Source organism: Pseudomonas sp. BIGb0381 (assembly GCF_024809815.1).
Lineage (GTDB): Bacteria > Pseudomonadota > Gammaproteobacteria > Pseudomonadales > Pseudomonadaceae > Aquipseudomonas.
Genome location: NZ_JANUEN010000011.1, coordinates 46,835 through 64,355, shown reverse-complemented (window position 1 = coordinate 64,355; position 17,521 = coordinate 46,835). Strand labels below are relative to the sequence as shown.

At 62.0% G+C, this 17,521-nt stretch carries 15 protein-coding genes and 1 riboswitch; of the genes, 6 read left to right on the top strand and 9 right to left on the bottom strand.

Annotated features, from left to right (window positions below):
• Nucleotides 1-26 precede the first annotated feature (26 nt).
• Nucleotides 27-773: an RsiV family protein gene (locus M2397_RS24795; RefSeq protein ID WP_145336003.1), complete on the top strand. Its 747-nt coding sequence runs from the start codon at nt 27-29 to the stop codon at nt 771-773.
• Here M2397_RS24795 and cytX read toward each other — a convergent pair.
• Together cytX and thiC are read right to left on the bottom strand one after the other, a co-directional pair.
• Nucleotides 742-2,031, bottom strand: a complete 1,290-nt coding sequence (gene cytX, locus M2397_RS24790) for a putative hydroxymethylpyrimidine transporter CytX (RefSeq protein WP_131696788.1) — start codon at nt 2,029-2,031, stop codon at nt 742-744. The two genes, M2397_RS24795 and cytX, sit on opposite strands and share 32 nt — an antisense overlap.
• A gap of 181 nt (nt 2,032-2,212) precedes the next feature.
• Nucleotides 2,213-4,102 carry a phosphomethylpyrimidine synthase ThiC gene (gene thiC, locus M2397_RS24785; protein ID WP_145335998.1) on the bottom strand — a complete coding sequence of 630 codons (1,890 nt, stop codon included), beginning with the start codon at nt 4,100-4,102 and terminating at the stop codon, nt 2,213-2,215.
• Nucleotides 4,103-4,250: 148 nt separating this feature from the next.
• Nucleotides 4,251-4,356, bottom strand: a riboswitch (TPP riboswitch).
• 196 nt (nt 4,357-4,552) lie between these two features.
• Here thiC and M2397_RS24780 point away from each other — a divergent pair.
• Nucleotides 4,553-5,992, top strand: a complete 1,440-nt coding sequence (locus tag M2397_RS24780) for a TolC family outer membrane protein (protein ID WP_131696790.1) — start codon at nt 4,553-4,555, stop codon at nt 5,990-5,992.
• A gap of 27 nt (nt 5,993-6,019) precedes the next feature.
• Here the strand turns inward: M2397_RS24780 and waaA are convergent, their stop codons facing one another.
• Entirely contained in the window at nt 6,020-7,297 is a 1,278-nt protein-coding gene (gene waaA, locus M2397_RS24775) for a lipid IV(A) 3-deoxy-D-manno-octulosonic acid transferase (RefSeq protein ID WP_259244666.1), read from the bottom strand.
• Between the two features lie 23 nt (nt 7,298-7,320).
• On the bottom strand, nt 7,321-8,211 hold the full coding sequence (locus M2397_RS24770; protein ID WP_131696792.1) for a LysR family transcriptional regulator: 891 nt from the start codon (nt 8,209-8,211) through the stop codon (nt 7,321-7,323).
• A 102-nt stretch (nt 8,212-8,313) separates the two neighbouring features.
• Here M2397_RS24770 and M2397_RS24765 point away from each other — a divergent pair, with 102 nt between their 5' ends.
• The 4 genes from M2397_RS24765 to M2397_RS24750 all read left to right on the top strand — a co-directional run bounded on the left by M2397_RS24765 (nt 8,314) and on the right by M2397_RS24750 (nt 11,764).
• Entirely contained in the window at nt 8,314-8,649 is a 336-nt protein-coding gene (locus M2397_RS24765) for a multidrug efflux SMR transporter (RefSeq protein WP_074848568.1), read from the top strand.
• A gap of 120 nt (nt 8,650-8,769) precedes the next feature.
• Nucleotides 8,770-9,945: an FAD-binding oxidoreductase gene (locus M2397_RS24760; protein ID WP_259244665.1), complete on the top strand. Its 1,176-nt coding sequence runs from the start codon at nt 8,770-8,772 to the stop codon at nt 9,943-9,945.
• Nucleotides 9,942-10,754, top strand: a complete 813-nt coding sequence (locus M2397_RS24755) for an aldo/keto reductase (protein WP_167655559.1) — start codon at nt 9,942-9,944, stop codon at nt 10,752-10,754. Before M2397_RS24760 ends, M2397_RS24755 begins: the two co-directional genes overlap by 4 nt.
• Before the next feature lie 41 nt (nt 10,755-10,795).
• Nucleotides 10,796-11,764 carry a metal ABC transporter ATPase gene (locus M2397_RS24750; RefSeq protein ID WP_131696795.1) on the top strand — a complete coding sequence of 323 codons (969 nt, stop codon included), beginning with the start codon at nt 10,796-10,798 and terminating at the stop codon, nt 11,762-11,764.
• 24 nt (nt 11,765-11,788) lie between these two features.
• Here the strand turns inward: M2397_RS24750 and M2397_RS24745 are convergent, their stop codons facing one another.
• From M2397_RS24745 to msbA, 5 genes are all read right to left on the bottom strand, one after another.
• Nucleotides 11,789-12,724 carry an NAD-dependent epimerase/dehydratase family protein gene (locus M2397_RS24745; RefSeq protein WP_131696796.1) on the bottom strand — a complete coding sequence of 312 codons (936 nt, stop codon included), beginning with the start codon at nt 12,722-12,724 and terminating at the stop codon, nt 11,789-11,791.
• On the bottom strand, nt 12,717-14,141 hold the full coding sequence (gene hldE / locus M2397_RS24740) for a bifunctional D-glycero-beta-D-manno-heptose-7-phosphate kinase/D-glycero-beta-D-manno-heptose 1-phosphate adenylyltransferase HldE (protein ID WP_145335988.1): 1,425 nt from the start codon (nt 14,139-14,141) through the stop codon (nt 12,717-12,719). The genes M2397_RS24745 and hldE overlap by 8 nt, the downstream gene beginning before the upstream one ends.
• Before the next feature lie 103 nt (nt 14,142-14,244).
• Nucleotides 14,245-14,853 carry an adenylyl-sulfate kinase gene (gene cysC / locus M2397_RS24735; protein ID WP_259244664.1) on the bottom strand — a complete coding sequence of 203 codons (609 nt, stop codon included), beginning with the start codon at nt 14,851-14,853 and terminating at the stop codon, nt 14,245-14,247.
• The gene (locus M2397_RS24730) at nt 14,846-15,550 is read right to left on the bottom strand and encodes a sulfotransferase family 2 domain-containing protein (protein ID WP_131696799.1); all 705 of its coding nucleotides are present in this window, start codon (nt 15,548-15,550) and stop codon (nt 14,846-14,848) included. The genes cysC and M2397_RS24730 overlap by 8 nt, the downstream gene beginning before the upstream one ends.
• Nucleotides 15,551-15,703: 153 nt before the next feature.
• Complete coding sequence (gene msbA, locus M2397_RS24725) at nt 15,704-17,512, bottom strand: lipid A export permease/ATP-binding protein MsbA (RefSeq protein WP_131696800.1); 1,809 nt, start codon at nt 17,510-17,512, stop codon at nt 15,704-15,706.
• Nucleotides 17,513-17,521 lie beyond the last annotated feature (9 nt).

Sequence of the window (17,521 nt, the reverse complement as noted above, 5' to 3'; positions counted from 1 at the left end):
CTCTTATCGATAGACGAAGGACATCCATGTCGCTTTTAAAAATCGCATCCGTGGCCTGCATCGCCTTGACCCTCGGCGCCTGCCAAAGCCTGTTCCAACCCAGCTATCGCACTCCACTGGAAGCCACCCGCGACGCCACCGAGCAGAGCAAGCCAGGCTGCGCCAGCAGCGATTGCCCGCTGGTGAATATCGACACCGTGCACTTTGCCAAGGAACCCAAGCTGGATGCCTTGATCGAGCAACGCCTGCTGGAAATGACCCGTACCAACGCGGGCGACCCGCTGCCGTCGAGCCTTGAGTCTTACCGCGAGCAATTCCTCAGCACCGCAGCCCCACGCAACAGCATGTACTTGCAGGCCAAGGTACGGGAGCAGCATGACGGTTTGGTAATCATCGAGTTGTCCAGCTACCTGGACCAGGGCGCCACCCACGGCGAGCCAGGCCGCGCGTTCATCAACTATTCGCGCCAGCAGCAAAAGGCCCTGTGGCTGAGCGACATGCTGCTGCCCGGCAAGGAAGACGCGTTCTGGAAAGCCGCCCAGGTGGCGCACAACAGCTGGCTGATCAGCACCCGCCTGAGCCTGGAACCGGAGTTCGTGAAAACCTACCCGTTCCAGAAAACCCCGAATGTGGCGCTGACGAATGGTGGCGTGATCCTCAAGTACCCCACCAGCACCATCGCGCCGTACGCCCTGGGCCATGTCGAGTTGCAGATTCCCTACTCGCGCCTGGAAGGCATCCTCAAGCCTGAGCTGGTGCCCGCGCGCCGCTGAAGGCCCGTCCCAGGATGAATTGCAACAACCCTGCCAGCGCCAGCGCCGGCAGGGTTGCGCCGATATCCGGGTACAGGTTGGCCAACAGGTGGTAAGTGCCGATACCGCCCAGCCAGGCCAACAGTGCCGGCCAACGCAGGCTGGCAATCACACCCTGACCACGACGGCGCAGGATGAAATGATCCACCAGCACCACGCCGAACAACGGCGCAAACACTGAGCCGATCAGCAGCAGGAAGTTCTGGTATTGCGCCAACGGGGCAAAACAGGCGATCAGGGTGCAGATCACACCGATGGCCAGGGCCAGGTGCTCGACCTTCAAGCGCAATAGAATCCCGCTGGACACCGCCGCCGAGTGAATATCGGCAAAGGCGTTTTCCGACTCGTCCAACAGGATCAGCAGCAGCGGAATCCCCAGGCCGGCCCCGGCCAGTGCCAGCAGCAGCGCATTCACTTCACCGCTGGGCGCAAACGCCAGAGTGTAGGCCACGCCCAGGCTCATCAGCCAGAAATTACCGATAAAGAAGCCAAGAGCGGTGCCGCCGAATACGTTTTTGGCGCGCTTGCCGAAGCGGGAGTAATCGGCAATCAGCGGCAGCCACGACAGCGGCATGGCGATGGCGATATCAAAGCCGACTGCAAAGGGCATCGAACCGTCACCGGCCCGAGCCCAGAGTGCGCCGAGGTCAGCCTTGGCGAACAGGTTCCAGGTCAGCCACAGGCAGGCCGCCAGCAGCAGCCAGATCCCCCATTTGCGCAGAATCTGCCGTACGAACGTCAATGGCCCGCTGACCGCCAGCAAGGTCGCCAGGCCACCGAAGAACAGTGTCCACAACAACGGGCTGGCCAATAGGCTGCCGTCGCTCAACGCCCGCGCGCCCAACAGGCTGGCGGCATCGCGCATCACGATGATTTCAAACGAGCCCCAGCCGATCAGTTGCAGCAGGTTCAGCAACGCCGGCAGGCTCGCGCCCTTGGCTCCGAGGCTGAGCTTGAGGGCGGCCATGGCGGACAGGCCGGTGTCGCTGCCGATCACGCCGACGGCAGCCAGCAACAGCACGCCGACCAGGGTGCCGAGGAAAATCGCCAGCAATGAACCGGACAAGCCCAGGCCCGGCGCGAGCAAGGCGCCGGTTTGCAGGACCATCAGGCCGATGCCGAGGGAGAACCACAGGGAGAACAGGTCGCGGGCGCCGAAGACGCGTTTGTCAGCAGGCACCGCGATGTCGGGGGAGTAGGTGCTGGGTTGAATGCTCAAGGGTGTTATCTCTGAGGGGCATTTTTTGTTTGAAAGATTGCTATCGGGGGCAAGCCCCCCTCCCACATTGGATCTGCTGTGAACACAAAAACTGTGCATACCTCAGTCAAAATGTGGGAGGGGGCTTGTCGAGTCGTCGCACCGCCCCGATGACGGCGGTACAGGCACCGCCGTCTCTGGATCAGACCTTCTTGTACAGCTGACTGCCTTCCTGCTTGAACCGCTCCGCCTGCTCCGCCAAGCCCTTGGCCACATCCACATCCACCGCTTCAATGCGCTGGTTGGCCGCGTACTCGCGCACTTCCTGGGTGATTTTCATCGAGCAGAACTTCGGCCCGCACATCGAGCAGAAGTGCGCGACCTTGGCCGAATCTTTCGGCAGGGTTTCGTCGTGGTAGGAACGCGCGGTGTCCGGGTCCAGGCCAAGGTTGAACTGGTCTTCCCAACGGAACTCGAAGCGCGCCTTGCTCAAGGCGTTATCGCGGATCTGCGCGCCCGGATGCCCCTTGGCCAAGTCCGCCGCGTGGGCGGCGATCTTGTAGGTGATGATCCCGGTCTTCACGTCATCCTTGTTCGGCAGGCCCAGGTGCTCCTTGGGCGTGACGTAGCAGAGCATGGCGCAACCGAACCAGCCGATCATCGCTGCACCGATGCCGGAGGTGATGTGGTCATAGCCCGGCGCGATGTCGGTGGTCAATGGGCCGAGGGTGTAGAACGGCGCTTCGTCGCAGCATTCGAGCTGCTTGTCCATGTTCTCCTTGATCAACTGCATCGGCACGTGGCCAGGGCCTTCGATCATGGTTTGCACGTCGTGCTTCCAGGCGGTCTTGGTCAGTTCGCCGAGGGTTTCCAGCTCGCCGAACTGCGCGGCGTCGTTGGCGTCGGCAATCGAGCCCGGGCGCAGGCCGTCGCCGAGGGAGAAGCTGACGTCATAGGCCTTCATGATTTCGCAGATTTCGTCGAAATGCGTGTAGGTGAAGTTCTCTTTGTGGTGCGCCAGGCACCACTTAGCCATGATCGAGCCGCCACGGGACACGATGCCGGTCACGCGCTTGGCGGTCAGCGGCACGTAGCGCAGCAGCACACCGGCGTGGATGGTGAAATAGTCGACGCCCTGCTCGGCCTGTTCGATCAGGGTGTCGCGGAACAGCTCCCAGGTCAGGTCTTCGGCCGCGCCGCCGACTTTTTCCAGGGCCTGGTAGATCGGCACGGTACCGATCGGCACCGGCGAGTTGCGGATGATCCACTCACGGGTTTCGTGGATGTGCTTGCCGGTGGACAGGTCCATCACCGTGTCCGAGCCCCAGCGAATGCCCCAGGTGAGTTTCGCCACTTCTTCTTCGATGGACGAACCCAGGGCGCTGTTGCCGATGTTGCCGTTGATCTTCACCAGGAAGTTACGGCCGATGATCATCGGTTCCAGTTCGGTGTGGTTGATGTTGGCCGGGATGATCGCGCGGCCACGGGCGATTTCTTCACGGACGAATTCAGGGGTGATGATTTTCGGCACGCTGGCGCCGAAGCTGTGGCCGGCGTGTTGCTGGTCGAGCAGGCCACTGGCGCGGGCTTCTTCCAGCTTCATGTTTTCGCGGATGGCGACGTACTCCATCTCGGCGGTGATGATGCCTTTGCGCGCGTAGTGCATCTGCGTGACATTGGCGCCGGCCTTGGCGCGGCGCGGGTTTTTCACGTGGGCGAAGCGCAGCGCGGTCAGCTCGGCATCGCTCAGGCGTTGCTGGCCGAAATGCGAGCTGAGGCCACTCAGGCGTTCGGTGTCGCCACGAACTTCGATCCACGGCGAGCGTACATCGCCCAGACCTTTGCGTACGTCGATGATGACGTTGGGGTCGGTGTAGGGGCCGGAGGTGTCGTAGACCACCACGGGCGCGTTGATTTCACCGCCGAAGTCGGTTGGGGTCACGTCGAGGCTGATTTCACGCATCGGCACGCGAATGTCCGGGCGGGTGCCTTGCACGTAGATTTTTTGCGAGCGGGTAAACGGCTGTACGGAACCGGAGTCGACCTTGGCCGATTCACTCAAGTGCACGGTGTTTTTTAATTTTGTACTCATCACGGGCTCTCCAACTATCCAGGCGGTGGATTTTTGTCGGAGCGAACCTGTGACGGATGGACGCACTGGAAGCAGTGCTGTGCTTGGTGCACGAGGGTTGTTCGAAGGTCGAACAACATCCCGGACGAAGCACAAGAGGACTCGCCGGGTGACGAGAAATCTTGTTCCCTACGCAGGCGTTAACCTGATCAGGTTCAACGGGATCCGGTATTTACCGATCTCAGCCTTCCAACAAGGCACCCCGACAAGAACGCGGCCAGTCTAGACCATGCCGCGGGCAAATTGCCAATAGCGGTGTATTCAGCGTGATGAATGGCGTGATTGCGGGATTGTTGCCCGGGGATCTCGCCACTACACTCGAGAGCCGCCTCACTGCTTGACGCCAGGATTGGCCAGCCGTAGCCTTGAGCGCTAAATTATCACCATAATATTCACACTAGGGATCGCCTCATGCTGCGCAAACTTTCACTGGCTCTCGCCGTGTCTTGTGCGACCAACGGAATGGTCTGGGCAGCTGAAGCGCCCTTGTCCGCCAAAACTGACCTGGTCAGCGTCTATCAGGAAGCAGTGGATAACAACGCCGACCTGGCCGCCGCCCGCGCCCAATACGGCGCGCAGAAAGAAGTCGTGCCCCAGGCTCGAGCGGGGTTGCTGCCGAACCTGTCGGGCGGTGCCGACATCAATAACGTGCGCACCCAGATCGACACACCGGCGGCGACTGCCAACCGCGACGCCCACTCCTGGCGCGCGACCCTGAGCCAGCCGCTGTTCCGCGCCGATCGCTGGTTCCAACTGCAAGCCGCCGAGGCCACCAATGAACAGGCGGCGCTGCAACTCTCGGCCACTGAACAGAACCTGATCCTGCAAAGCGCCGAGAGCTACTTTGCCGTGCTGCGCGCCCAGGACAACCTGGCCTCCACCAAGGCCGAGGAAAATGCCTTCAAGCGCCAGCTGGATCAATCCAACGAGCGCTTCGACGTCGGTCTGTCGGACAAGACCGATGTGCTGCAATCCCAGGCCAGCTATGACACTGCACGGGCGAACCGGATCCTGGCCCAGCGTCAGGTGGACGATGCCTTTGAAGCACTGGTTACCCTGACCAACCGCCAGTACAACTCGATCCAGGGCATTGTCCACACGCTGCCGGTGTTGCCGCCGCTGCCCAACGACGCCAAGGCCTGGGTCGAGACGGCCGGCCGCCAGAACCTGAACCTGCTGGCCAGCAACTACGCCGTCACGGCCGCCGAAGAGACCCTCAAGCAGCGCAAGGCCGGCCACGCGCCGACCCTGGACGCCGTCGCGCAGTACGAAAAAGGTGACAACGACGCCCTTGGCTTCAGCAACCCGAATGCCTTTGGCACGCCGTATCGTGGCGATGTCGAGCAGCGCACCATCGGCCTGCGCCTGAACATCCCCCTCTACAGCGGCGGCCTCACCAGCTCGCAAGTGCGTGAGTCGTACTCGCGCCTGGGCCAGACCGAGCAGCAACGCGAAGGCCTGCGCCGTCAGGTGGTGGAAAATACGCGCAACCTGCACCGTGCGGTGAACACCGATGTGGAGCAGGTACAGGCGCGCCGCCAGTCGATCATCTCCAACCAGAGCGCGGTAGAAGCCACGGAAATCGGTTATCAGGTGGGGACGCGCAATATCGTCGATGTGCTGGATTCACAACGCCAGCTGTACTCGTCGGTGCGCAACTACAACAACAGCCGCTACGACTACATCCTCGATAACCTGCGCTTGAAGCAGGCAGCGGGCACCTTGAACCCAGGGGACCTGCAAGACCTGACGCGTTACCTCAAGGCGGACTACAACCCGGATCGTGACTTTCTGCCACCGGACCTGGCCAAGGCGGCCGCCGAGCAACTCAAGGCCCGCCCGGGCTATTGAACACTCCACATTTGGATCGGTGTTGGGTCAGTGAGAGATCAATCGGCCCAAGCCATCCAGCAAGCGCTTAAGCGCCCCCTGATTAGCCTGCATCACCTTGAGCCCCGCCTGCGCCATCCGGCGTGCATCCTGCGGCAGCTCGAACAGCTGTCGTACGGCCTCGGCCAACCCTTCTGCGTCCTCCACCTCTCGCAACGCACCCGCTTCGCGCATCATCGCGGTGATGTCGAGGAAGTTGAACACGTGGGGCCCCATCATCACCGGCTTGGCCAGCGCCGCCGGTTCCAACGGGTTATGCCCACCGGTCGCCACCAGGCTGCCGCCGACAAAGGCGCTGTCGGCCAAGGCATAGAGAAACAGCAGTTCGCCCATGGTATCGCCGAGCAACACCGACGTTTGTGCGGTAACGGCCTCGCCACTTGAGCGACGCACAGTGGTAAACCCTTGTTGCGTACACAGCTCGAACATCGGGCCGAAGCGCTCTTGATGACGCGGCACCAGGATCAGCAACGCGTTGGGGTAGCTTTCGAGCAGTTGGCGGTGGGCCGCGAGCACCACTTCATCTTCGCCTTCGTGGGTACTGGCAGCGATCCACACCGGACGCTCAGCGGCGCCCCATTGTTCGCGCAGGGCGGCAGCCCGCACCGGCAGCTCGGGATCGATGGTCAGGTCGAACTTGATCGAGCCGGTAACCTCGACGGTTTCCGGGCGCGCACCCAGGCTCAGGAAACGCTGGGCCTCGGTCTCGGTCTGTACCGCGAACAGGCTCATTTGCGCCAGCATCGGCGCCGTGAGTTTGGCAAAACGTGCGTAGCCCTTGGCCGAACGCGCTGAAAGCCGCGCATTGGCCAAGGCCACCGGAATACCGCGCTGGGCGCAGGCGTGGATATGGTTGGGCCACAACTCGGTCTCCATGATCACCGCCAGCCTGGGCTGTACACGATCAAGGAAACGCTTGGCCGCACAGGGCAAATCGTACGGCAGGTAGCAATGCTGGATGCGCGGCTCGTTGGCGAACAACGCCTGGATGCGCTCGGAACCGGTGGGCGTCATACAGGTGACCGTGATCGGCAGGTCTGGATAACGCGCCAACAAGCCGCGGATCATCGGCGCCGCGGCAATGCTTTCGCCCACCGACACCGCGTGCACCCAGATCCCGCCCGGTTGCATCACCGGCAAGCCATAGGAAAACCGCTCGCCGACGCGCCGGGCATAGGCCGGCGCCTTGCGTGCGCGCAACCATAGACGTAAGGCCACCAACGGCAGCGCCAGGTAAAACAGACAGCTGTAGAGAGTTCTATTCATGGCGGCGGAGTTTATCGGCTTTTTCAGTCGATCGCCTGCAAGCACTCAGCAAAACGTTTGGCGAGAAAGCGCGCGGCGGGGCCGAGGTGCTCGTCGCGCCGCCATACCAGCTCCACCACCAGGGCCGGCGGCGTCCATTCGCTGTCCAATTCCACCATTTGTTGTTGATAGGTCGGGTACTGCACGATATGCCGTGGCAACCACGCCCAGCCCAGGCCACTCATCAGCCATTCGGCCAGCACGTAGAAACTGTCGGCGCGCCACACCAGTGGGCTGGCCGCTTCGCTGCCGGGGTAGACGCTGGTCTGAGTCGACATCAACAACTGGCGAAACTGGGCCAGGTGCTGGCACGTCACGTACTTCTCCTTGGCCAACGGGTGGTTCACGCCGCACACGGTGACCATCTCCACGCTGCCCACCACCCGCCGCTCCAGAGCCTCGGGGATCTGGTCGTGATAGAACAGCAGACCCAGGTCGGCCTGGCGCTCCACCAACTTGCGCGCCACATCGCCCTGGGCGGCGCTGGACAGCTGTACTTCCAGCAGCGGGTACTGCCCCGCCAATGCCTCAAGACTGTCGAGCACCGGCTGGAACAGCATGGCTTCATCCTGGGCCAGGCGCAGGCAGGCTTCTTCACCGCGGGTCAGTGACAGTGCCCGGCCATTGAGCCGCTCACACTGGCGCAGCACTTCGCGCGCCTCCTCCAGCAACACGCTGCCGGCTTCGGTCAGGCTGGGCTGGCGGCCGCTGCTACGGTCGAACAGGCTCACGCCGAGGTCCGTCTCCAGCATCGCAATCGCGTTGCTGACTGCCGATTGCGCCTTGCGCTGCCCGCGCGCTACCGCTGAAAACGAACGCTGCTCGGCGACGCTGACAAACAAACGCATCTGCTCCAGGTTCCATTGCATGCTCATCCCACAACCCATCTTAATTTCGGATAGGTAATGACTTTACCCCATCTGATAAAACTCTAGAATGCTGGCCTTATCAGATTGCTTTACACCGAGGACTCACCCATGAACGCCGCTTACTGCTACCTGGCCATCGCCATCTGCTCGGAAGTGATCGCCACCGTTTCCATGAAAGCCATCAAGGGCTGGAGCACTCCTATCCCTCTGTTGCTGGTGATCGTCGGCTATGGCGTGGCGTTCTGGATGCTGACCCTGGTGGTGCGTACCGTGCCGGTCGGCGTGGCCTATGCGGTATGGGCGGGGATGGGCATCGTGATGGTGAGCATTGCCGCGCTGTTCATCTACGGGCAGAAGCTGGACCTCCCGGCAATGCTGGGCATGGGTCTGATTGTGCTGGGCGTGGTGGTCATCCAGCTGTTCTCGAAAACCGCCGGGCATTGAGTGTTCACTTGAGACTCAAGTGAACCCAACATTCGCAGTCGCGCCAAAGCTCGACAGCGCCTACGGTGTGCATGGCGTGAGAATGTATACTTGCGGCCTTGTTTAAAAATGAGGTCGCCCATGCCATCCGTTATTTCCACCGACGTGTTGATTGTCGGCGCCGGGGTTGCCGGCCTCTGGCTGAATGCGCGCCTGCGCCGCCAGGGCTTTTCCACGGTAGTGGTGGAAAGCGCCACCCTGGGTGGCGGGCAAAGCGTGAAATCCCAGGGGATTATCCACGGCGGTGCCAAATACGCCCTGCACGGCGCCCTCACCGGCGCCTCCGAAGCGATTGCCGATATGCCGCGCCGCTGGCGTGAAGCCCTGGCCGGTGACGGTGAACTGGACCTGTCCGGCGTGCGTGTACTCTCGCAGGCCCATTACCTGTGGTCCCCTGGCACGATCGCCGGCAACCTCACCAGTTTTTTTGCCAGCAAGGCCGTGCGCGGCCGTGTTGATCAGGTCAAGGGCGACGATCTGCCCCCGGCGCTGCAAGACCGTGGCTTCAAGGGCAAGGTCTATCGACTGGCCGAACTGGTGGTGGACGTACCCAGCGTGATCGAGCGCCTGGCGCAACTGGCCGGTGACGGCTTGCTCGCCGGGCAGCGCATCGAACCCCTGCGCGAAGGCGACACCCTGGTGGGCTTGAAGGTCGATGGCCGCGAGATCCGCGCCCAGCGCATCGTCTTGAGCGCAGGCGGCGGTACCGCCGAGCTGCTCGCCGCCCTGGGCCTGAGCCAGCCCGCCATGCAAAAGCGCCCGCTGCATATGGTCATCGCCAAGGGCCCGGGTTTGAAGCCGCTGTACGCACACTGCCTGGGCGGCGGTACCAAGCCGCGCATCACCGTCACCACGCACCCTGCTGCCGATGGCAACTGGGTGTGGTACATGGGCGGCGACATTGCCGAGGCCGACGGCGTGGCACGCACGTCCGAAGAACAGATCGCCACCGCCCGGAAAGAGCTGGCGCAACTGCTGCCCTGGATCGATATGAGCCAGACCCGGTGGGCTACGCTGCGCGTCGACCGTGCCGAGCCTCTGCAATCGGGCCTGAGCCGTCCCGACAATGCCTTTGTCGCCGAAGAGGGCCGCCTGCTGGTGGGCTGGCCGACCAAGCTGGCGCTGGCGCCGGATTTCGCCGATCGAGTGATCAACAGCCTCGAACGCGACGGTATCCCCCCAAGCGCAATGGAGCCTTTGCCCGCCCTGCCAAAACCCGCCATCGGCGTACCAGCCTGGGAGCAACTGTTGCCATGAGCCTGCCGACCTTGCACGACCTGCACCGCCCGCTGGGCAGCACCGGCCTGGTGGTATCGCCACTCGGCCTGGGCACCGTCAAGCTGGGCCGCGACCAGGGTGTGAAATACCCCAGCGGTTTCACCATCCCCGATGATGACGAAGCTCGGATGTTGCTGCGCCAGGCGCGCCAGCTGGGTATCAACCTGATCGATACCGCACCGGCCTATGGCCGCAGTGAAGAACGCCTGGGGCCGCTGTTGCGCGGCCAGCGCAAGGACTGGGTGATTGTCAGCAAGGTCGGTGAAGAGTTCGAAGAGGGCCTGTCACGCCACGATTTCAGCGCAACCCATACCCGTCTGTCCATTGAGCGCAGCTTGAAACGACTTGAAACGGATTTTATCGATCTGGTGCTGGTGCACTCCGACGGCAACGACCTGCACATCCTCAACGACTGTGAGGTTTACCAGACCCTGGCGCAGTTGAAGCAAGAGGGTAAGATTCGCGGTTTCGGCTTCTCCGGCAAAACCGTCGAAGGCGGCGTGAAGGCTCTGGAACAAGGTGATTGCGCGATGGTCACCTACAATCTGAACGAACAGGCGGAAAAAGCCGTCATTGATTATGCGGCGACCCATGGCAAGGGCATTCTGGTCAAAAAGGCCCTGGCCAGCGGCCACGTGTGCCTGGAGCCGGGAGTGGATCCAATACATGCCAGTTTCATGCTGTTGTTTGCGCAAACGGGCGTCGCCAGTGCTATTGTCGGGACCATTAATCCGCTGCACCTGGCCCATAACGTGGCGACCGCTGCCAAGGTCATTCGTCAACTCTGATGCCGCCGACGCGGCCGACCCCGTCGCAAGAAGGAGCCGACATGCCGCGAACGCTCATAAGAAAAAACCCCAACAACTTCAAAACACTGCCGCTGCACGTCGAAGCCACCCCCGAAGGCCTGAGCTACCAGAGCGTGGGCATGCCGCTCAACTTCGCCCAGACCCTGCAGCGGCGCAAGCCGGTAGACGTGCCGGATGCCGAACGTTTCGCGCTGGAGCTGGCAAACCTGGGAGTGTCGGTGCGACTGACCCTGCACTGGCAAAACAAGGATTACTGGGTGCTGGTGCGCCAACGTCGCCAGGACCGTGGCGATGTGGTGCTCAAGCTGATCTCCGGCTATGTCCCCGCCCACGAACTGAACCTGCCGCTGCACACCGCCATCCAGGAGATTGCCGAGGAATGCCTGCTGGAAACGCCGGAAGGCTGGCTCAGCGGGCGCTTCAACGACACTTGGCTGCCGGCCCCCTACTCCGCCGCGCTGCATTACCGTGAAGCCTTGCCGTTTCGCTTGAGCCCTTTGTCTGGCGCCGCACGCCCGGTACGTTGCGCGACCACCCAACTGATCGAGCGCCCACGGGCCTATGTGCATGTGCCGACAGCGTCGCTGCAACTGATTTATGACTTGCGCCTGGAAGTGCCGAAGGAAGCCAAATCCCTGAGCCTGTTCCATGTGGATGAGCGCCTGGAAGGCGACCAACTGGTGGCACGCCTGGACCGCCAGCGTCCGGACCTGTACCTGATGCCACTGAAAGATGGCCAGCCGCTCGCCGAGTTGTACACCGTCAAGAAGGACCAACTTTACCCGGCCAGTACACGGGGCTTGTACCTGGCGGAAAGCTTTGCCCAGCAGGAAGGCTGGCTGGTCCGCGATGAGCGCATTCGCTGGAAGGATTGGGTCCGGCAGCAAGGCCTGGCGGAGCCTGAGAAAGACTCGAAATTGAAGCGCCTGACCGGCAAGGCGCGCCAGATGCTGCGCAAGATCGTGCCGAAGAAAAAAGCCAGCCGCTAAGGGCTGGCTCCTACAGGTGAACAGTCAGCCCTTGAGCAACCGCGCCAGGCCAACCGCCAACGGGGTTGGCTCAGGCAACTTGAAGCTGGTCAGCAAACGCTGGTTATTCGCCCGCGAATGCCGAATGTCTCCCGAGCGTGCCGGCCCGTAAGTCACGGCGGGCAACGTACCAATTGCCTCTTCCAGTGCCTGCAGCACCTGCTTGAGGGTAGTAGTGCGGTTCCAGCCGACGTTAATCGCACCCAAAGGCGGCTCCGGGGCTTCGATGGCCTGCACCAGCACGTCCACCAGGTCTTCCACATACATGAAGTCGCGGGTCTGCTCGCCATCGCCGAATACGGCGATCGGCCTACCCTGTTGTGCACGCTCGCAGAAGATACTGATCACGCCGGAATACGGCGATGACGGGTCCTGGCGTGGCCCGAAGATATTGAAGAAGCGGAAGATCACCGGCTCCAGGCCGTGCTGGCGGCGGTAGAAGTCGAAGTAATGCTCGCCGGCCAACTTGTCGGACGCATAGGGCGTCAACGGCGCCTTGGTGGTCTCTTCGTCAATCGAAGCGCCTTCACCGTTGTTGCCATATACCGCGGCGCTGGAAGCGAACACCACACGCTTCACGCCCGCCTGGCGCATCGCTTCACAGACATTCAAGGTGCCGACGAAATTGCTCTGGTGCGTGCTGACCGGATCATCCACCGAAGCCTGCACGGAGGCCACCGCCGCCAGATGCACCACCGCTGTGGCACCGACAGCGGCACGCGCCACCAGCCCGGCATCGGCGACATCTCCCTCAAGCAGCTCGACGCGCGGGTTGTCCAGCGGCAGGTTGCTGCGCTTGCCTGTGGACAGGTTATCCAGCACACGCACCGCGTAGCCCTTGGCAAGCAGCGCATCGACCAGGTGCGAGCCAATAAAGCCCGCGCCACCGGTGATCAGGACCAACGGATCAGCCTTACTCATTGTTGCGGATCTTCTCGACAATGGCGGTGGTCGAGCTGTTCTCGACCAGGCCCAGCACTTTGACCTTACCGCCGTAGGCGCTGACGATGTCGGCGCCGACCACTTGGTCGACGGAGTAGTCGCCACCCTTGACCAGCACGTCCGGCTTGACCTGGGCCAGCAGGTTTTCCGGGGTTGCTTCAGGGAAGCTGATCACCCAGTCCACCGCACCTAACCCCGCCAGTACCGCCATGCGTCGGTCGACGCTGTTGATCGGACGGCCAGGGCCTTTCAGGCGACTGACCGACGCGTCATCGTTGACCGCGACGATCAGGCGATCACCTTGGGCGCGAGCCTGTTCCAGGTAGGTCACATGGCCGGCGTGCAGGATGTCAAAGCAGCCGTTGGTGAACACAATGCTTTCGTTATGGGCACGAGCATCGTCAATTGCCAGCAGCAATTGCTCGATGCTCAGAACACCACGTTCCGACCCTTCGGAGCGCTGGATGGCACGGCGCAGTTCAGGCGCGCTGATCGCGGCCGTACCCAGCTTGCCGACCACAATGCCCGCCGCCAGGTTGGCCAGGGCCACGGCGTGGGGCAGCTCCTCGCCGGCCGCAATGGAGGCGGCCAGAGTGGAAATCACGGTGTCACCGGCGCCGGTGACGTCGAACACTTCACGGGCACGCGCCGGCAGGTGCATCGCCGGGTGGCCCGGGCGCAGCAGGGTCATGCCGTGCTCCCCACGGGTCACCAGCAAGGCGCCCAGGTCGAGATCGGCCATGAGCGCCGCGCCTTTGGTCACCAGTTCGTGCTCATCGGCGCAGCCGCCGACGATGGCTTCGAACTCGCTGAGATTGGGCGTGATCAGGCTGGCTCCACGATAAATCGAGAAGTCCTTGCCCTTGGGATCGGCCAGTACCGGAATGTTCCGCGCCTTGGCGGCCTGGATCAGTTCCTGGTGGTTCTTCAGGGCGCCTTTGCCGTAGTCGGACAACACCAGCACCTTGATACCTTCGAGCAGTTCGTCGACCTGGCCGCTGAGGGCCAGGGCGTCGGTGGCGAAGGGTTCTTCAAAATCGATACGCAGCAATTGCTGGTGACGGCTCATGACCCGCAGCTTGACGATGGTCGGCTGGTGGGCAATGCGCTGGAACACCGCGCGCACACCGGCACCGCGCAGGCTGTTGGCCAGGCTGTCGGCGGCTTCGTCGTCGCCGGTCACACCGACCAGGGAGGCCGGGGCGCCGAGTGCGGCAATATTGAGGGCAACGTTGGCAGCGCCACCTGGACGGTCTTCGATTTGCTCGACCTTGACTACCGGTACCGGCGCCTCAGGGGAAATCCGTGAGGTACCGCCATGCCAGTAACGGTCGAGCATGACATCGCCGACCACCAAGACAGGGGCTTGATCGAATCGCGGCATGGACAACTTCATGGAGCAACCCACATACAAAATGAACAGGGGCGCGATATTAGCACAGGGTGAGCGCCGCCTAGTTCGAGAGCTTTATCCGCGATGCGTCAGGCACTAAAACTGATCATTTTTTAAACAAAACCGTCAGGATCTGCGCCACGGCTTCGGCCAGCTCGACCTTATCGGTATTGATTTCGCAGTCGGCCGCAAGCGGCGCCTCATAGGGGCTGTCCAAGCCGGTGAACGCCTTGATGCGCCCGTCCAGTGCCGCGCGGTACAAGCCCTTGGGATCGCGCTGGGCACACACGTCAAAGGGTGTGCTGATGTAAATCTCAAAGAATTGCTCCGGCCCGAACAGAGCCCTGGCGGTCGCCCGATCGACACTGAATGGCGAGATCGCCGAAACAATGACAATCAAACCTGCGTCCACCATCAGCCGCGCCACTTCGCCGATACGCCGGATATTTTCCTTGCGCGCCGCATCGCTCATGCCCAGGTCATTGCACAGCCCCGCGCGCAAGTTATCGCCATCAAGCACGAAGGTGTGCCGCCCCTGCTCGTTGAGTTGCACTTCCAGGGCATTGGCCAGGGTCGACTTGCCGGACCCGGACAGCCCCGTCAGCCATACGCAGCAGGGCTGCTGGTACTTGAGCGCCGCCCTCGCCGCCACCGACAACGATAGGGCAAAGGGACGGATGGCAGCGCAATCGCCAGCCAGCAACTGGCTATTCATAACCTAACACCTCGTAGTCACGTTGATAGGCACGCCTGACCAGACGGCGCGTGCGCGAGGAGCAAAAGTCCCTGACCGGTTCGTGGCGACGCCCCAGTGAAACATTCAGATGTGGCAGGGATGAGTCCACGCCGAGGCGTTCGCACAGGTGCTGGAAGTCTTGCTGCAAAGACTCCTGGCGCCCGAGAAATTCCATGGCCATCTGGCCCATGTGATCGACCAGGAAGTCCGTCTGGGGAGCGAAGTGCAATTGGCGTCGCAGGTTGTCCGGGTGCAGCCAGCCGGCAACGAAATGGTCGAAGTCACGGTAGCTGGAAACCAGCGCCTGGGCTTGCAGGTCGCGAGGGCCCATGGCGTTGCCGCGCAAATAGGTATAGGCCGAGTAGGCACGCTCCAGCGGGTCACGTACGAAAGCAAATTTGAAGCTGCGCTCGCAGTGCTGGGGAAATTGCTGCTCATACCAGTAATACGGCAAATGCCCCGGCCAGCGCCCATCGAGAAGTGCCGAACACACGCTGCTGCCGGCGCATTTGGGCACATGGATAAACACGCACTGGTGTCGTTCGAAAGCCGGGTTAAGCGTTGCCACCCCAGACAGGGATTTGTTCACCGCCTGGCGATCCACCACCGACAAACGCCCCAGCAGAAACACCCTCTGGTGTTTGGGAAGCAGTTTCCACAGTAGACGTTGCAACATTCCAATACTCACGTAAGAAGGTTAGCCCTCTCGTTCGTCATTCGAATCGAGAAGGCCAACATAACAAACGATGGGCGCTGGATTATTTGGCTTTGGTCAAGCCCTGTAACGGGCCCGATACAAACACCGGAGCGCATTGCGCGCCCCGGCTGGTCAGGTGATGTTCGCCGTGACCGGCTCGTCCAGCCCCATGGCGTGCAGGCGCGAGTAGTAGCCGCCCATGGCCAGCAGTTCGAGATGTGTCCCGCGTTCGACAATTTCACCGTGGTCCATCACCAGAATCAGGTCGGCTTTCTCGATGGTGGACAAGCGGTGCGCAATCACCAGGGTGGTGCGACCTTTCATGACCTTGTCCAGCGCGGCCTGGATATGCCGCTCGGACTCGGTATCCAGGGCCGAAGTCGCCTCATCGAGGATCAGCAGCGGGGCATTTTTCAGCAGGGCCCGGGCGATCGCCAGGCGCTGACGTTGACCACCGGAAAGCAGCACGCCGTTTTCACCGACTTCGGTGTCCAGGCCTTTTGGCAGCTCGGAGATGAAGTCCATGGCGTAGGCGTCGGCGGCGGCTTTCTCGATGTCGGCACGCGGTGCATCCGCGAGGTCGCCGTAAGCGATGTTGTTGGCCACGGTGTCGTTGAACAAGGTCACATGCTGGGTCACCTGGGCCACGTGACGACGCAGGTTACGCAGGCGGTAGTCTTCGATCTCGACCTCGTCCAACAGGATTTCCCCGGTTTCGTGATGGTAGAAACGCGGGATCAGGCTGGCCAGGGTCGACTTGCCGCTGCCCGAACGCCCGACCAGGGCGATCATCTGCCCGGGGGCTGCGCTGAAACTGATGTTCTTGAGCACCTCACGCTCCGTACCCGGGTAGGTGAAGCTCAGGTTGCGCACGTCCAGGCGACCGCTGACGCGATCGCGCTCCACAGTGCCGCTGTCGACTTCGGGCTCTTCATCCAGCTGTTCGAAGATACTCTCGGCACCGGCCACGCCCTTCTGGATGGTCGAGCTGACTTCCGACAGCTGGCGAATCGGCTTGGGCAGCAGGCCCGCAGCCGTAATGTAGGCCACCAGGTCACCGGCGGTGGCTTCACCGCGCAACAGCAGCACTAGGAACATCAACGCGGCCATGGCCGTGTAGATCACCAGTTGCAGCATCGGCGTATAGACCGCACCGGTCTTGTTCATGCGCAGTTGCTTGTCGGTATTGCCCTGGCTGGCAGCGGCAAATCGACGCTCCTCGTAGCCTTCGCCACCGAAGCTGCGTACCACGCGGTAGCCCTGGATGGTCTCGGAGGCGACATGGGTAACGTCGCCCATTGCCACCTGGATTTTCTTGCTCTGCTTGCGGAATTTCTTGCTGGTGCTGCCGACCATGATCGCGATCAGCGGCAGGATTGCCAGCATTACCAAGGTCAGCTTCCAGTTCATCCACAGCAGGTAGCCGAACAGGAACACCACCGTCAGGCCTTCGCGGATCACCACCTTGATTGCATCGGTGGCCGCACCGGTGACCATGGTCACGTTGAAGGTGATACGGGAAATCAGGTGCCCGGAGTTGTGGGTATCGAAATAGCGGTTAGGCAATACCAGCAGCTTGTTGAACAGCTGGACCCGCAGGTCATGCACCAGCCCCAGGGAAACCTTGGCCAGGTAGTAGTTGCCCAGGAAAGACCCCAGCCCCTGCCACGCGGCGATCAGGATGATCAGCAGCGGCACGGCCATCAGCAACTTCAGGTCCTTGAACAACGGGATGTTGGGCAGGAACACCACATCGGGGTTGCTCAAGCCATCGACGAAGTACTTGAGAATCCCGGCAAGCATTGGCTGGGTCGAAGCGAAGATCACGAAGCCCACGATACTCAGCAGGAACATGCCGAGGTACGGTTTCACATAGCCCAGCAACCGGAAATAGATTTTCAGGCTGGATTCCTGGTCCGCTTTGGGCGGTGCGTCACTCATGTGTCGAGC

Bases quoted from the DNA above. Each gene is read 5' to 3' on its own strand.
- M2397_RS24765 (WP_074848568.1), top strand. From the start codon at position 8,314: ATGAACGCCGCTTACTGCTACCTGGCCATCGCCATCTGCTCGGAAGTG.
- M2397_RS24745 (WP_131696796.1), bottom strand. From the start codon at position 12,724: ATGAGTAAGGCTGATCCGTTGGTCCTGATCACCGGTGGCGCGGGCTTT.
- M2397_RS24770 (WP_131696792.1), bottom strand. From the start codon at position 8,211: ATGAGCATGCAATGGAACCTGGAGCAGATGCGTTTGTTTGTCAGCGTC.
- cysC (WP_259244664.1), bottom strand. From the start codon at position 14,853: ATGAATAGCCAGTTGCTGGCTGGCGATTGCGCTGCCATCCGTCCCTTT.
- M2397_RS24795 (WP_145336003.1), top strand. From the start codon at position 27: ATGTCGCTTTTAAAAATCGCATCCGTGGCCTGCATCGCCTTGACCCTC.
- thiC (WP_145335998.1), bottom strand. From the start codon at position 4,102: ATGAGTACAAAATTAAAAAACACCGTGCACTTGAGTGAATCGGCCAAG.
- waaA (WP_259244666.1), bottom strand. From the start codon at position 7,297: ATGAATAGAACTCTCTACAGCTGTCTGTTTTACCTGGCGCTGCCGTTG.
- M2397_RS24730 (WP_131696799.1), bottom strand. From the start codon at position 15,550: ATGTTGCAACGTCTACTGTGGAAACTGCTTCCCAAACACCAGAGGGTG.
- hldE (WP_145335988.1), bottom strand. From the start codon at position 14,141: ATGAAGTTGTCCATGCCGCGATTCGATCAAGCCCCTGTCTTGGTGGTC.
- M2397_RS24760 (WP_259244665.1), top strand. From the start codon at position 8,770: ATGCCATCCGTTATTTCCACCGACGTGTTGATTGTCGGCGCCGGGGTT.
- M2397_RS24755 (WP_167655559.1), top strand. From the start codon at position 9,942: ATGAGCCTGCCGACCTTGCACGACCTGCACCGCCCGCTGGGCAGCACC.
- msbA (WP_131696800.1), bottom strand. From the start codon at position 17,512: ATGAGTGACGCACCGCCCAAAGCGGACCAGGAATCCAGCCTGAAAATC.
- M2397_RS24780 (WP_131696790.1), top strand. From the start codon at position 4,553: ATGCTGCGCAAACTTTCACTGGCTCTCGCCGTGTCTTGTGCGACCAAC.
- M2397_RS24750 (WP_131696795.1), top strand. From the start codon at position 10,796: ATGCCGCGAACGCTCATAAGAAAAAACCCCAACAACTTCAAAACACTG.